Here is a 13,880-nt window from a genome sequence, read left to right as displayed (position 1 = left end):
GAGTCGAGCGCGTCAGGCGCGGAGCGCCTCGTGCCGCACCACGAGCCACCCGGCCGGCACCGAGAGTCGATCCGCGTGCGGGGAGCACAGGTCGTGCGCGTTCGGATGCTGCGCAAGGCCGAGCGGTCCGAGCGCGGCCATCTGGTCACCGTAGTCGTAGGTCAGGGTCGCCACCGCTTCGCGTGCGCAGCCCACCTTCGAGCAGAGTCGTCCGTCCATCACCGTCAGCGTACGTCCGGTCGATCGCGGAGCAGCGGTGCCGCGCCGCGTTGGCGGAGAGCACCGCCTAGACTTCTGACATGCCCCGTCGACGCAGTGCACACGCATCCGCCGCTCCTCGGCGCGGCGCACGTCACGGACGCCACGGACGACTGGGGCGCAGTGAAGTGGTCCGCCCGCCGCTCGCGCCGCTCGACGGCCGTATCGATCGCTTCGATCTGACGGTCGGCACCGCCGTGGAGTTCCTGCGCGGTACCTGGCCGGAGCTGCAGGAAGTACGATTCGAGATCGGCGCGATGCCTGGTTTCGACGCCGCCGAGGACGTGCCGCGCTGGTACCTGGACCGCACGAACGCACGGATCGTGCTGTTCCGTCTGCCGATCGAGCGCCTCCTGCCGCCCGGGCACGACGATGCGGCGCACCGTCGGATGGCGATCGAGAGCGCCGTCTTCCGCGCGGCGGCGGAGTACGTCGGTCGCGAACCCTGGGATCTCGGCCACGAGCACTGAGCGCCGGCGACCGGGCGGGTGCCGGCCGACCGCCCGGCTCCTGGTCAGGGGTAGACGGTGATGCTCTGCGCAGCTCCTGGGCTCGGCTGCACCGGCCAGCCTGCGAGCGCGCCGCCCGCAGCCATCGTGACGGCTGCATGGACCGTGCCGCTCGTCTTCAGCAGGTAACTCGACCTCGGCTCGACCGGCACGTCGAGCGACCGGCCCGATGCCACCGTGACCTCGGTGGGCGAGCTGCCGTCCTCGGAGGACACCGTCACCGTGACGTCGGCATCCGTCGTGTTCATCAGATGCAGCACCGAGGTCGGGCCCGCTGGAACGGCGAACAGCGCATCGGCGTCGATCTCCGGAGCCGGGGTCACCCATGCGAAGTCGGTGCCGCGTCCGAGCCCGTCCTGCTGCCGCACTGCCGAGAGCACAGGGGCGTCAGCATCGATCTCGAGCGTGTACGAGCCGGGCGTGAGCCCGCTCAGCGAGACATCGGCCGGGAGGTCAGCCGCCAGGTCGACGGTGAACTCGTTGACCGTCGCCGACGAACCCGCCGCTCGGACGACCACGCGTGCCTGTGTCGCCGTCTGCGGCGACAGCAGTCGCAGAACCGTCATGTCGGCGTCGTCCCCGTCGCCCGCGAACGCCTGGACGCCGGCGATCACCGGGTTCTGCTGCGGTCCGGCCACGGCATCCTGCAGGTCAACGCCTGCAGGATCGAGGGTTCGCACGAGCGAGGACTGCAGCACGGCGCGCACCGGTGCTCCGTCTGAGGTCACCTGCACGACCGGAGCCGTGCTCCCCGCCGCGACCGAGGTGAGGGCGAGCGAGACCTGCGTGGTCGCCGGCACGATGACGGTTCGCGTGCTGCGGCTCTCGCCGTAGACCGACAGCGTGACGGTCGCCGGCACCTCCGACGCGTTCGTGAGCACGATGATGTCCGACGTCCCGGTGGCGACGCTGCCGCCGACGAGCCAGGACTCCAGCCGCGGGGTGCCGCAGGGAATGGCGGCGAAGCCGCTGAGATCGTCAGCCGAGACGGTGATCGACTCGGTCGCGGCGATCAGCGGAGCCGTGCGCTCGGAGACCGCGCCGGTCAGCACTGCGGCCTCACCGGCATCCACCACATCGGCCACCCTGATCGGGCTTCGCGTGAGCGGTGATGTCGTCGACCCATCGATGAGGTCGGTGGCCCCGGCCGAGCGCATGGCCAGCGGGTCGGAGGAGTCCCTGCCGATCGCACGCAGGTCGCCGTTGCAGACGAGGGAGCTGTCGCCGGCGAGCGGCGTCACCTCGACCTGCGCCGGTTCATGGCTCACCTGTGGCCATGGCGCATGGATCGCTGCGACCACGCCGGCGGCGCACGCGACCGCGACGACGGCTCCGGTCACCAGACGGGCGCCGGTGGCCACGACGCGGACGGCTCGGTTGGCGCTCATCGCTGGTCCTCCGTGTCGCGGCGTTCTTCGGGGGCATCCTGTTCGGCGGAATCCGGTTCAACGACGTCAGGCTCGGCGGCATCCGGCTCAGCGGAATCCGCTGTGCGCTGATCGGACGCGTTCGCATCGGCGATCGAACCGTCGTGATCCGGCGTCTCCGTGTCCTCTGCATCGGACCGGTCCTCGACGAGCGGCTCGTCGACCGAGGGCTCCCCGATCGGCCGCTGCTCGTCCGTGTCCTCCATCGCCACCGCGTCGAGTTCCTCGTCCTGCCCGTCATCGACGTCATCGAGGCGCCGGGGCAGCACGATCAGCTCCTGCGGAACCTGACCGACGATGCGCGACTGTGCGCGAGCGGCACGTCGCGAGGCCCTGGTCGGGATCGAGAGCAGCAGCGCGGCGAACACCACGAGCAGCTGCAGGGTGATCGCGAGGCGAGCGGCTCCCTGCTGCGTGCCGGTCATCGCAGCGGGTGCAGCGATCTCCGTGTCGACGCTCCAGAGCACCCCGCGATCCGTCGTCCCCGCATGCACGAAGCCGGCGCGCTGATCGATCGACGCCGTCGCCGTCGTCCGGAGCGCCCGGGCCTTGTCGCCCTCGCCTTCGCTCTGCTGCGCGAGCAGGACGTAGCTGATGCCGTGCGCGGCCAGGTCGCCTGGGGCGTCGAACACGCGCGCCGACAGCAGGTCGACCGACAGGGCGGTGAGGTCGGCGCCCTGGAGGTCGGTCGCGGTCGTCAGCATGGTCGTCTGGGCGCCGAGCGTCTCGCTGCCGCCCCACACGACGTCCACCGCGAGTCCGCCGTCGTTCTGCGGGGTGAGCACGAGCGTGGCCAGGTCGCGATCCGCTGCGGCTTGGGCCGCCACATACGCGGGCAGCGTCGACTGCGGACCGTTGCGAAGCGCCGTCTCGCCGAGATGGAACGCCGTGAGGGAGGGCACTGCGAGGATCACGAGCGCGACGGAGGCGACCGCGGTGGCGACGACGCGGATCCTCGGCAGGGTCAACGCCGTGTCGAGTGTCACGAGCGCAGCGCCGACCACCCCGGCCCAGGCGAGGCTGAGGCCGGTGCCCGGCCAGATCGGCACCGGAGTGCCCTGCGTGAAGCTCACGGTGATGCCGACGACCACGAAGGCGGTGGCGAGTCCGGCGAGCGCGACGACGAGCAGGGTGATACCGGCACGCCAGCGGGGCGCGACGGCCGAGGCGAGCGCAAGCAGCGCGAGCGGCGCGCACAGCACCGCGGCCCACACACCCAGCGGGAGTGCGGCGAAGGTCGTCCAGCCGGCCAGATCAGTGCTCGGGAAGCCTGTCGCGATCGCGAGTCTGCCGGCGGCATCCGCGGTCGCCTGCGCTCCGGTCCAGATCAGCCCAGGATCGCCGAGCAGCGCGAGCGGGGTTCCGTGCACGAGCTGCCAGACCACCAGCGGCGCGAACATGACCACGGCGGGAATCGGCAGCCAGAGCAGCCGACCGGCGCCGCGGAACTGCGCCGTGCCGAGCGTGATCCCCAGCGCGACCACCCACAGCAGGATGAGAGCCGGGGCGAGCGACGGCGCACACGCGGCGACGGCAGCGAGGAGCAGGGATGCCGCGCCTGCGGCTCCCCATGACCGGTGCGCGACAACGGCGGCATGGAACAGCCACGGCAGCAGCAGGTGCAGCAGGACGGCGGCCGGTCGTCCCTCGACGAGTGCCGTCAGGAAGGTCGGTGCGAGCGCCCACGCCACTCCGGCGAAGATGCGGAGCCCCGCACGGTCGGTCACCCTGGTCGCCGCGAACCATCCGCCGAGCACGGCGAGCGGCAGCGCGAGCACCCAGAGGAGCACGAGCGAGAAGGATGGCCCGGCCGGCCACAGGCTGCCGAGCACCGCGATCACAGCCGCGAACGGATCCGCAGGACCGACGACGCCGACTCCGACGCCGCGCAGTCCCCAGGCCGCGTCGCTCCAGAGCGCGGCGACCGTGTCGCGAAGCGGCAGCAGGCCACCGCCGCCGAGCGTCGGCCAGGCCAGCACCATCGTGAACGAGGCGACGCTGACGACGAGCGCGCCCAGCACCGCCCATGCTCCACCGCCTGAGAAGAAGCGCAGTTCGCTGACCGCGCCGCCTTCGCTGCCGTGTCCGTCGTCGAGGCGCCGCCGGAGCGCGGATGCAGTGATCCGCAGTGGAGTGATGCTCGCCCAGGATGTGGTTCGGAAGGCGCGGATGCTCCGCCGAGACCGTGCGATCGCGCCGAAGCGCACCATGGCGGTCAGAGCGGCGCCCCACTCGGGCAGCACCGCCTCGGGGCGCTTGCCGATCAGGTGCGTGATCGAACGCCAGAGCGCGAGCGGGATGAGGGAGAGCCAGTGGAGAACGAGCGCGGCGGCCGGCGCGTAGGCGAGCCTGCGGTGCAGTTGAGCGAGTCTGGTGACGAACGCGCGTCTGGTGCGACCGGTGGGCAGCGCGGCAGGACCGTCCGGCGAGACCGAGATGCGTGCGGCGGGAGACAGGACGACTCGGCCACCGCCCAGTCGCGCGCGCACCCCGAGGTCGAGGCCCTCGTCGGCACCGGCGAGGGCAGGATCGGGGCGGAGCGCATCGCGCACCTCGCTGCGGATGAGGATGCCGCGGATATCCGATCCGAGCACATCGTCGACGCCGTCGTGCTGGCCCTGGTCGAGTTCACCCGCCGCCAATTCCACGGAACGGCCGAGCGTGGTCATGGTGACACCGAGCGAGACGATCTCGCGGTCGTTGTCGGTGGCGACGAGCTTGGGAGCACTGATGGCCGCGGACGGCGACCGCTCGAGCATCCCGTTGAGACGCTCGAGCGCACGCGGATGCGGCGCTGTGTCGTGCGCGAGCAGCCAGACGGCTGAGCCCTCGGCCACCCGCGGTCTCGCGAGCTCGACGGCTTCGGCGAACGACGTGGTCGCCCTGGCTTCGATGATCCCCTCGACCGTGCGGGCGACGGCTTCGCTCTCCCGCGCAGACGCCGCATCGCCGCACATCACGAGCGTGACGGCGGCGGGGGGTGTGGTCTGAGACCGCACCGCGTCGAGTGTGCGGAGCAGCTGCGCGCGGGCCGATGATCCGGGGCGCGCGACGATGATGGCGTGAACTCGGGCTGGCATGACCTCGTCAGCCTATGCGCGCCGAGCCGCTCGCGAGGGCAGTGCCCCCGGCGCGCCCGCGAAGCGCTGCGCGGGGTTTCCCCTCGGAACCCGCCGCGTCACGGCACGGACGGCGCAATCAGCTCGCGCGGCGCTTGAGCTTCCGACGCTCGCGCTCGGAGAGCCCGCCCCAGATGCCGAAACGCTCATCGTTGTTGAGCGCGTACTCGAGGCATTCGCCACGCACGTCGCACGTCGTGCAGATGCGCTTGGCATCGCGAGTCGAGCCGCCCTTCTCGGGGAAGAACGCCTCGGGGTCGGTCTGTGAGCACAGTGCGTCGCTCTGCCAGGCGAGAGCATTGTCGTCGTCGCCGCTCGGCTTCCGCACCCCCGGCACTCCGAGGTTGATCGGATCGACGAACCAGTTCTCCGGTACGTCGGAACGGTATCCCGTCATCTCGATCTCCAACCCTGTCAGTGCCCCCCCGTGGGCTTCTTGCTTCCCTAATTACACCCGTGTCATTCGCTCCGGTCAAGTCGCGGATCGTAAACCCTCAAGAATGTCTTGAAGGTTCATGCGCGTCATCGGCGTGTCGCGTCCTATCGCCGCAGATCGACACGCCCGGCGGGTGCGGAAGGGTGAGCGACGGGTCAGGCGCCCGGCGTCGCGACGAACGCTTCGCCGCTGCCGGAGAGGCGCACCGTGCGCTCGTCGACCGTCACGAACGCAGCCTCGCCGACCGGGATCGAGCGCGACTCGCCGTCCGCGGTGACGACGTCGACGGTGCCTGCTGTGACGAGCACCATCGCCGGGCCCTCGACGTCGAGGTCGACGGACGCACCGGTGAGCGTCACGCGGCGCAGGGCGAAATCGGGGACCGGCGCCGGATAGACGGTGACCGCCTCATCGGCGACAGCGCGCAGCACCGGCACCTCCCCCGGCGTCGCGTCGAGGATCGAGAGCAGCTCTGGCACGTCGATCCGCTTCGGCGTGAGCCCGCCGCGCAGCACGTTGTCACTCGCCGCCATGATCTCGACGCCGAGCCCCTCGAGATACGCGTGCAGGAGACCGGCGCGGAGGAAGATCGCCTCGCCGCGGCGCAACGTCACATGGTTCATCAGCAGTGCGACGACCACGCCGGGGTCGCCCGGGTACGTGCGAGCGATACCGGCGACGGCGGCGAGCGTCGGCGCCCACTCCCCCGTGTCGGCACGCGCAGCGGCGTCGGTCACCGCATCGATGATCTCGTCGACCTCGTTCTGCGCCTCGCCGCCGAGCAGCCAGCCGATCGTGTCGCGCAGCACATCGCCCTCGCCGGCGAGGCGCGCGCGGAGTTCGACGATCGCGGGCCCGTCGCCGAGCAACTCGAGCAGGTCGAGCGTGCTCGGGATCGGACGAAGCCCGCTCAGCGACTGGAAGCGCTCGCTCAGCGCGACGATGAGCTCGGGCTTGTGGTTCGCATCGCGGTAGTTGCGCGTGGGGTCATCCGCCGGCTTCGCGGCTTCGCGGGCCCATCCGTCCTGCGCCTGCGCGATCGTCGGATGCACCTGGATCGACAGCGGCTGCGCCGCAGCGAGCAGCTTCAGCAGGTACGGCAGCGTCCCGCCGGTGACCTCATCGAGCGTGCCGCCTCCCTGCACCTCCGCCGGGTCGCCCGGGTGGTCCCCGAACCAGACCTCGGCCTCCGGCGCTCCGGACGGCGCACGCCCCTCCAGCTCGGCCAGCAGCGAGGTGGAACCCCAGGCGTAGTCGCGGGGTGTGTTCGTGAGACTCAGCAGCATGCCACCAGCGTAGAGCCGGGCGGAGATGTTCAGCGACGCGCGAGGCGCGGCGCGGTAGCCTGAACGCGATGGCTCAGCACACCAAACACCCGGTCGCGGCCCCGCCCACCGCGCCAGAGCGCGAGTCGACGGGGCATCTCCTGCTGCGCGGGTACGTGATCCTCGTCCTGATCGCGATCTTCGCGCACACGGCCGTCTACAACCTCGTCGGCCAGACCGGCGCCGGAATCGCGATGATCCTGTTCACCCTGGCGACCCTCGCGATCGGCGTGCCGATGATCTCGCGCCGGCAGCCGCAGCCCTTCCGCTGGCGCCGTCTGCCGTGGACGGCACTCGGCTACACCACGCTTGCCCTGATCTCGGTCGCCTGGTCGCAGTGGCGTGGTCCCACGCTCCTCACCTGGGTGCTGCTGGCAGCGGTGACCGTGAACGCGCTGTTCATCGCCCACGTGCTCACCTGGCACGAGATCGTGCGCGCGCTCTCCTCTGCGTTCAAGTGGATCCTCGGACTGTCGCTCGCACTGGAGCTGTGGGTCTCGCTCGTGATCCACGGTCCGCTGCTCCCGAACTTCGCCACACTGCCGGACGGGAAGCTCGATCCGCAGTGGTACTGGGTCCGCGACAATCTCTTCGACGGCGGCCGCGTCCAGGGCATCGTGGGCAATGCGAACCTGCTCGCCATCATCTCCCTGTTCGCGATCATCACGTTCGGCATCCTGTTCGCCGCCCGCGCCCGCTGGCGCACGACGCTCGCATTGTGGATGCTGCTCGCTGCCTACTTCCTGTTCCGCACCGCTTCCGCCACGGCGATGGTCTGCGCAGCGGCTGTCGCCGTGGTCCTCCTGGTCGCGCTCCTGATGCGCAGGGCGCGCACCCCCGGCGCACGGACCCGGATCTACACGGTGGCGATCGGCGGCACCGTGCTCGCGGTCGCCGCGGTCTGGCTGCTCAGAGAGCCGCTGCTGGGCCTGCTCGGCAGGAGCGCCGATCTCACCGGTCGATCGGAGAAGATCTGGACCAAGGTCACCGAGCGCGCGATGGAGCATCCGGTGTTCGGCAACGGGTTCTCCAGTCCCTGGATCCCCACGGACCCGGCCTTCGACCGCTGGATCGTCGACCACGGGATCACCGTCTTCCACGCGCACAACATGTGGCTCGACGTGTTCCTGCAGCTCGGCGGGGTCGGCGTCATCCTGATGGCGGTCGTCTACCTCAGCCTGCTCTGGCGCTCCTGGTTCTTCGCCGTCGACCGTCCGCGCTGGGACCTGAACTCCTCTCGCCAGTTCTCACCGCTCACGCTGCTCCCGAGCCTGTTCACGGTGGTCCTGCTCGTGCAGGGCCTCTCGGAGTCCACGCCCATCATGCTGTGGGGCTGGCTGCTCGTGATCCTGCTCTCCTTCAAGCTGAAGTCCGTGCCGCTGGTCGGCGTCGGCGAGCGCGACCTGGTGTTCGAGCGAGGCAACCGACAGCGGCGCGTGCCGTGACGGCCGTCCGACGGATGGCCCGGCTCCTGGGCTCCGCCGAGATGGCCCGCGCGTTCACGCTCGCGTGCCTCGCCGCCGTCTTCGGCTCGTTCGCGATCCAGCAGCTGACCTCAGCGGTGACGCTCGCCGCGATCGTCGCGGTCCTCTGCCTCATCGGTGCGGCGATCCTGTGGGTGCGCCGCGAGGAGCTCTCTCCGCTCAGGATCGCGCCGTCGTCCCTGCTGGCCTTCCTGGCCTGGGCGCTCGTCAGCATGATCTGGACCACGGATCGCGGTGACACCTTCTTCGGCTGGGCGTCGCTGTTCGGCTACGCGTTCCTCGCGATCACCGTCGGGCACATCCGAGACACGCTGCAGACCGTCCGGGCGATCGGCGACACCCTGCGGGTGCTGCTCGCCGTCTCACTCGGTGTGGAGATCCTCTCCGGAATCCTGCTCGATGTGCCGTTCGCGGTGCTGCACGTGGAGGGCCTGATCGCCGACGGCGGCCCGATCCAGGGCATCTTCGGCAGTCGCAACATGCTCGGCTTCATCGCCGTGATCGCACTGATCACCTTCGTGATCGAGTGGCGCACCAGGTCGGTGGACTCGCCGCTCGCGATCCTGTCCATCGCACTCGCCGGATCCCTGGCATTCCTGTCGGCCTCGCCGACCGTGCTCGTCCTCGCCGTCGCCGTCGGCATCGTCACCGTCGCGCTGACGATCGTGCGGCATGCCTCCGCCGAACGCCGCACCGTGGTGCAGTGGGTGCTCGGCGCGCTCGTGACGCTCGCGCTCGCCGTCGCCTTCGTGCTCCGGCACCAGATCATCGCCCTGCTGGATGCCGGTTCGGACTTCTCCCTCCGCGGCGACCTCTGGAACACGATCCTGGACTTCGTCGCCCTCAAACCGATCCAGGGCTGGGGATGGTTCGGGGCATGGTCTCGCGGGGAGTATCCGTTCACGTACATCAACTTCCAGCTCGACGATCGTCATCAGAGTGCACTGAACGCGTTCTTCGACGTGCTCCTGCAGCTCGGTGCCGCAGGACTCGTGCTGTTCCTGCTGCTGGGCGGCATCGCCCTGGTGCGGTCCTGGCTGGTCGCGAGCGTGCGGCGCTCCGTCGTCTACGCCTGGACGCCGATCATGCTGGTCACGCTCGCGGTGGATTCCATGTTCGAGAGCTTCACGCTCATCGACGCCGGCTGGTTCATGCTCGTGCTGTGCGCCCTCAGAGCCGGCCAGTCCCGTTCCTGGCGCGAGAGCATCGACGCCGCGCACACGGGGGTCATCCCGATCCTGCGACCTGAGGCCTGAGCCCGGTCCAGCTCAGCCCGACCGGTCAACTCAGCTCGGCGACAGCGCCGCTCAGTCCAGCGAGCGCAGCTTCTCGGCCCAGGCGAGCGCATCCCTGACGCCGTCTTCGATCGATCGCTCTGCACGCCAGCCGAGGACCTCGGCCGCTCGGTCGACGATCGCATATGCGCCGGCCTGATCGCCTGCTCTGCGGGGCGCCTCGACGATCCGCAGCTGCGCACCGCTCACCCGCTCGAACGCGGCGGCGAGTTCGCGCACCGTGACACCGTCGCCGGTGCCGATGTTGATGACCTGATACGGCTCGGACTCCGTGGCGACCTCGTCGAACCGCTGCACCGCAGCGACGTGCGCGAGCGCGAGATCCCACACGTGGATGTAGTCCCGGAGCCCCGAGCCGTCGCGTGTCGCCCAGTCGGTGCCAGTGATCGAGAATGCCTCGCCATTCGCGCTCGCGCGCATGATCACGCCGAGCGCGTGCGTCGGGAGCGGGTTCTGGAGCCCTGTCCGAAGCCGGGGATCGGCCCCGATCGGGTTGAAGTACCGGAGCGCGATGGCCCGGAAGTCCCCCGCGTCGGCGGAGTCCTGCAGCACCCGCTCGACCATGGCCTTCGTGGTGGCATAGGGACTCGACGGCGCGAGCTCGCCGGTCTCATCGACGCCCTGACCGCCCTCGGCGGAGTACACCGCCGCAGACGAACTGAACACGATGCGACCGATCCCCGCATCGCGCAGGCGACGCAGGAGCACGATCGTCTTGCCGACGTTGGTGTCGTAGTAGCCGAGCGGATCGGTGACGGACTCGGAGACGACGATCCGGGCGGCGCAATGGATCACCGCGTCGATGTCGGGGTGGTCGGTGAGCACGCGGTCGAGCAGCGCACCGTCGGCGATGTCGCCGACGTACAGCCCGCGTCCTTCCCCGAAGTCGCGTCGACCGGTGGAGAGGTCGTCGATCAGCACGGTCTCGATCCCGGCCTCGATGCACGCCGTCGCGACGGTGGATCCGATGTAGCCGGCGCCGCCGGTGATCAATACCTTCATCGCGGTCATCCTATCGCGGCGGCCTGCGACGACCCGGTACGTCCGTCCTCCGCGGATCCGAAGGTGACGGAAGGTAGGCTACTCTCTGCTCGTCGAGTTCACCGAGCCCCGCGAATCGAGGCGGTCGGTGGCACAACATCGGAGAATCTCCCCGTGGTCCACGTCCTTCAGCACGTCGTCTTCCCGCTCGATCGCGACCCTGATCTTCTCCCGTTGTACGCCGACCCCGAGACCTGGTCCGTGATCGAGGACGAGCCCGTCAGAGTGTCGAACCGCGCCCACCTGGGCAACGTCCTCGGGCGCCACCGTGCACGCATCGTGGCCGGTCGCCGCGTCTCGTTCGGCACCTACTTCAACGCGTTCGCCGCGTCGTACTGGCAGCACTGGACCAGCGTCCGCCAGGTGCAGCTCACCGTGCGCACGACGGGACCGGCGACCATCCTCGTGTACCGCTCGAACGGTTCGGGCATCCGGCAGCGCGTCGCGACCCGCGAGGTCACCGGCGAGACGTCGTCGTCGTTCGACCTGGACCTCACGCAGTACAGCGACGGCGGCTGGATCTGGTTCGACATCGTCGCCGATCAGGAGCAGGCCGTCCTCGAGGGTGCGGAGTGGACGTCGGCCCAGGAGCCCGCGCGCACCGGCAAGGCCTCGCTCGGCATCACGACGTACAACAAGCCCGACTACTGCGTCGAGACACTGCGGGCGCTCGCCTCCTCCCCGGACGCGCTCGAGTTCGTCGACCGGATCTTCCTGATCGACCAGGGCACCCAGCTGGTCAGCGAACAGGCCGGCTACGACGAGGTCGCGGCCCAGCTCGGGGAGACGCTCCAGGTGATCCGGCAGGCGAACCTCGGTGGCTCAGGTGGATTCTCCCGCGCGATGCACGAGTCCCTGCAGCGACCGGAGAGCGACTTCGTCCAGCTGCTCGACGACGACGTGCGACTCGAGCCGGAATCGCTGCGCCGCTCCATCGTGTTCGGACAGTTCGCGACCACGCCGGTCCTGGTCGGCGGGCACATGTTCGATCTGCTCGATCGCGCCAAGCTGCACGGCTGGGCCGAGGTCGTCGACGAGACTCCGTTCGTCTGGCGCAACCTGCACATGGACGAGATGCCGCACGACTTCGCCGTCGCCAATCTCCGCCAGTCCCCACTGCTGCACGCACGGATGGACGCCGACTACAACGGCTGGTGGATGTGCCTGATCCCGCTCGAGGCGATCCGCACGGTCGGCCTGGCGCTGCCAGCCTTCATCAAATGGGACGACGCCGAGTTCTGCCTCCGCGCCGGTGAGCAGGGATTCCCGACGGTCTCGATGCCCGGCGTGGCCCTCTGGCACGTCTCCTGGGTCAACAAGGACGACACCATCGACTGGCAGGCGTACTTCCACGCCCGCAATCGCATCGTCGCCGGACTCCTGCACTCGAACGCACCACGCGGCGGGCGGCTGCTCGTGCACAGCCGTCGAGTCGACCTCAAGCATCTGATGATGATGCAGTACTACCCCGTCGCCCTCCGTGCCAAGGCGCTGCGCGATGTGCTCTCCGGCCCCGATCACATGCGCAGGAACCTCGCGACGGCGATGCCGGCGGCGCGGGCCCTGGCATCCGAGTTCCCGGAGACGGTGGTCCATCGCGATCCGGTGGCGGCCCTCCACTCCCGCAGAGGCCGACAGGTCTACGCCCCGGTGTCGAAGAAGGACCTCGATACGCCGAGCGGACTGCGGCTGCGCTGGCTCACGCTCTCGACGCTCGTGTCGCACTGGCGGCATCGCCCCGCCCCGGAGAACGTGGCGCAGGCGGAGGTCGAGTTCGGCAAGGACGATGCCCACTGGTGGCGTCTCAGTTCCTTCGACAGCGCGCTCGTGAGTGCCGCAGACGGGTCGGGGAAGAATGTCTACACGCGTGACCGAGCCAAGTACCGACGGATGCTGCGCGATACGGTGAGACTGCACGCCGAGCTGCGTCGACGCTGGCCCGAGCTGCAGCAGCAGTACCGCGACGCCCTTCCAGAGCTCGTTTCCCCCCAGTCCTGGCAGCAGATCTTCGAGGAGAAGGCATGACCGCGGCACCCGCTGCATTCGACCCGAGCACGGCGACGATCGTGATCGTCACGTTCAACCGCTCCCACCTCCTGACCGGGCTGCTCACGAGCATCGCGGCGATGGATCCGAAGCCGGGTCGCATCGTCGTGATCGACAACGCATCGGTCGACGACACCACCGACGTGGTGGAGTCGTTCCGGGAGCGCGTCGGCACGGAGATCGTCTATCGCCGCCTCGAGACGAACACCGGCGGCTCCGGCGGCTTCAGCGAGGGCATGCGCACCGCCTACGAACTCGGCTCCGAGTGGATCTGGATGATGGACGACGACGTCGAGGTGCTGCCGGACGGCCTCGCCAAGATGGGCAAGTGGACGCCTCGCTTCAAGAGCATCCAGGGACGCCGCTTCGACTACGACGGCAGCGAGTTCTACTGGCAGTACCGGATCGCCGAACGGATGGGCATCCCGATCCCCTTCGCGCCGTCCGGGTTCGATGCCTCCGGATACAAGGAGATGAACAGCGGATGCTTCGAGGGCATGTTCATCCACCGGTCGATCGTCTCGCAGATCGGCCTGCCGGACCCCCGCTTCTTCATCTACTGGGATGACCAGATGTACGGCTGGCTCGCGTCCCGACGCACCACCGCAGTGATCGTCGACGAGTTCGTGCTGCGTCGCACCCGCGAGATCAAGCAGTGGGACATGGGCATCCGCCACATGAACGCCTCGAGCAATGCCTACCGCTTCTACATCATGCGCAACCGCGCGTACATCAAGCAGTACTACCGCGTGCACGACGTGTACAACCCCGTGCTGTTCGGACTCGGCACAGCCATGACGTTCGCCAAGGAGCTCATCCGCCTGGTGTTCGTGGAGCGGACCGTGCGCGGCACCAGCAACCTCTTCCGCGGGCTGAAGGAAGGCGGTCGACTCGGCCGCGATCGTTCCTGGCAGCCGATGGCACCTCTGGAGGCATGAGA

General features: G+C 69.5%; 11 protein-coding genes. 5 read left to right on the top strand and 6 right to left on the bottom strand.

The features are described 5' to 3' along the window. Positions 1–12 precede the first annotated feature (12 nt). On the bottom strand, positions 13–219 hold the full coding sequence (locus V7Z82_RS00980) for a DUF3499 family protein (RefSeq protein ID WP_045280651.1): 207 nt from the start codon (positions 217–219) through the stop codon (positions 13–15). 80 nt (positions 220–299) lie between these two features. On the opposite strand from V7Z82_RS00980, the gene V7Z82_RS00975 reads away from it, so the two are divergent. Next, positions 300–728: a hypothetical protein gene (locus V7Z82_RS00975; protein ID WP_334147047.1), complete on the top strand. Its 429-nt coding sequence runs from the start codon at positions 300–302 to the stop codon at positions 726–728. A 44-nt stretch (positions 729–772) separates the two neighbouring features. Here V7Z82_RS00975 and V7Z82_RS00970 read toward each other — a convergent pair whose 3' ends face one another. The 4 genes from V7Z82_RS00970 to manA form a co-directional block, all read right to left on the bottom strand. Further along, positions 773–2,155: a DUF5719 family protein gene (locus tag V7Z82_RS00970; protein WP_334147046.1), complete on the bottom strand. Its 1,383-nt coding sequence runs from the start codon at positions 2,153–2,155 to the stop codon at positions 773–775. Further along, a complete protein-coding gene (locus V7Z82_RS00965) occupies positions 2,152–5,274 on the bottom strand; it encodes a glycosyltransferase (RefSeq protein WP_334147045.1) in 3,123 nt (1,040 codons plus the stop codon). Before V7Z82_RS00965 ends, V7Z82_RS00970 begins: the two co-directional genes overlap by 4 nt. A 118-nt stretch (positions 5,275–5,392) precedes the next feature. Further along, complete coding sequence (locus tag V7Z82_RS00960) at positions 5,393–5,710, bottom strand: WhiB family transcriptional regulator (protein ID WP_082071713.1); 318 nt, start codon at positions 5,708–5,710, stop codon at positions 5,393–5,395. 194 nt (positions 5,711–5,904) lie between these two features. Beyond that, a complete protein-coding gene (gene manA, locus V7Z82_RS00955; RefSeq protein ID WP_334147041.1) occupies positions 5,905–7,035 on the bottom strand; it encodes a mannose-6-phosphate isomerase, class I in 1,131 nt (376 codons plus the stop codon). Between the two features lie 68 nt (positions 7,036–7,103). Between manA and V7Z82_RS00950 the strand changes: the two genes are divergently transcribed. Beyond that, complete coding sequence (locus V7Z82_RS00950; RefSeq protein ID WP_334147040.1) at positions 7,104–8,519, top strand: O-antigen ligase family protein; 1,416 nt, start codon at positions 7,104–7,106, stop codon at positions 8,517–8,519. Further along, a complete protein-coding gene (locus V7Z82_RS00945) occupies positions 8,516–9,814 on the top strand; it encodes an O-antigen ligase family protein (protein WP_334147039.1) in 1,299 nt (432 codons plus the stop codon). The genes V7Z82_RS00950 and V7Z82_RS00945 overlap by 4 nt, the downstream gene beginning before the upstream one ends. 51 nt (positions 9,815–9,865) lie before the next feature. On the opposite strand, the gene galE is transcribed toward V7Z82_RS00945, so the two are convergent. Beyond that, the gene (galE, locus tag V7Z82_RS00940; RefSeq protein WP_334147038.1) at positions 9,866–10,855 is read right to left on the bottom strand and encodes a UDP-glucose 4-epimerase GalE; all 990 of its coding nucleotides are present in this window, start codon (positions 10,853–10,855) and stop codon (positions 9,866–9,868) included. Between the two features lie 153 nt (positions 10,856–11,008). Here galE and V7Z82_RS00935 point away from each other — a divergent pair, with 153 nt between their 5' ends. Together V7Z82_RS00935 and V7Z82_RS00930 are read left to right on the top strand one after the other, a co-directional pair. After that, positions 11,009–12,919 carry a glycosyltransferase gene (locus tag V7Z82_RS00935; protein WP_334147037.1) on the top strand — a complete coding sequence of 637 codons (1,911 nt, stop codon included), beginning with the start codon at positions 11,009–11,011 and terminating at the stop codon, positions 12,917–12,919. Continuing rightward, positions 12,916–13,878 (top strand): glycosyltransferase, encoded by a 963-nt coding sequence (locus tag V7Z82_RS00930; protein ID WP_334147036.1) that lies wholly within the window; start codon positions 12,916–12,918, stop codon positions 13,876–13,878. The genes V7Z82_RS00935 and V7Z82_RS00930 overlap by 4 nt, the downstream gene beginning before the upstream one ends. Positions 13,879–13,880: the final 2 nt, after the last annotated feature.

Source organism: Microbacterium sp., assembly GCF_036823965.1.
Classification (GTDB): domain Bacteria; phylum Actinomycetota; class Actinomycetes; order Actinomycetales; family Microbacteriaceae; genus Microbacterium.
This window is presented reverse-complemented; position numbering and strand designations above follow the sequence as displayed.

Excerpts from the sequence above, each read along its gene's own strand:
- V7Z82_RS00930 (WP_334147036.1), top strand. The coding sequence starts at position 12,916 with ATGACCGCGGCACCCGCTGCATTCGACCCGAGCACGGCGACGATCGTG.
- V7Z82_RS00950 (WP_334147040.1), top strand. The coding sequence starts at position 7,104 with ATGGCTCAGCACACCAAACACCCGGTCGCGGCCCCGCCCACCGCGCCA.
- V7Z82_RS00980 (WP_045280651.1), bottom strand. The coding sequence starts at position 219 with ATGGACGGACGACTCTGCTCGAAGGTGGGCTGCGCACGCGAAGCGGTG.
- manA (WP_334147041.1), bottom strand. The coding sequence starts at position 7,035 with ATGCTGCTGAGTCTCACGAACACACCCCGCGACTACGCCTGGGGTTCC.
- V7Z82_RS00965 (WP_334147045.1), bottom strand. The coding sequence starts at position 5,274 with ATGCCAGCCCGAGTTCACGCCATCATCGTCGCGCGCCCCGGATCATCG.
- V7Z82_RS00975 (WP_334147047.1), top strand. The coding sequence starts at position 300 with ATGCCCCGTCGACGCAGTGCACACGCATCCGCCGCTCCTCGGCGCGGC.
- galE (WP_334147038.1), bottom strand. The coding sequence starts at position 10,855 with ATGAAGGTATTGATCACCGGCGGCGCCGGCTACATCGGATCCACCGTC.
- V7Z82_RS00970 (WP_334147046.1), bottom strand. The coding sequence starts at position 2,155 with ATGAGCGCCAACCGAGCCGTCCGCGTCGTGGCCACCGGCGCCCGTCTG.
- V7Z82_RS00960 (WP_082071713.1), bottom strand. The coding sequence starts at position 5,710 with ATGACGGGATACCGTTCCGACGTACCGGAGAACTGGTTCGTCGATCCG.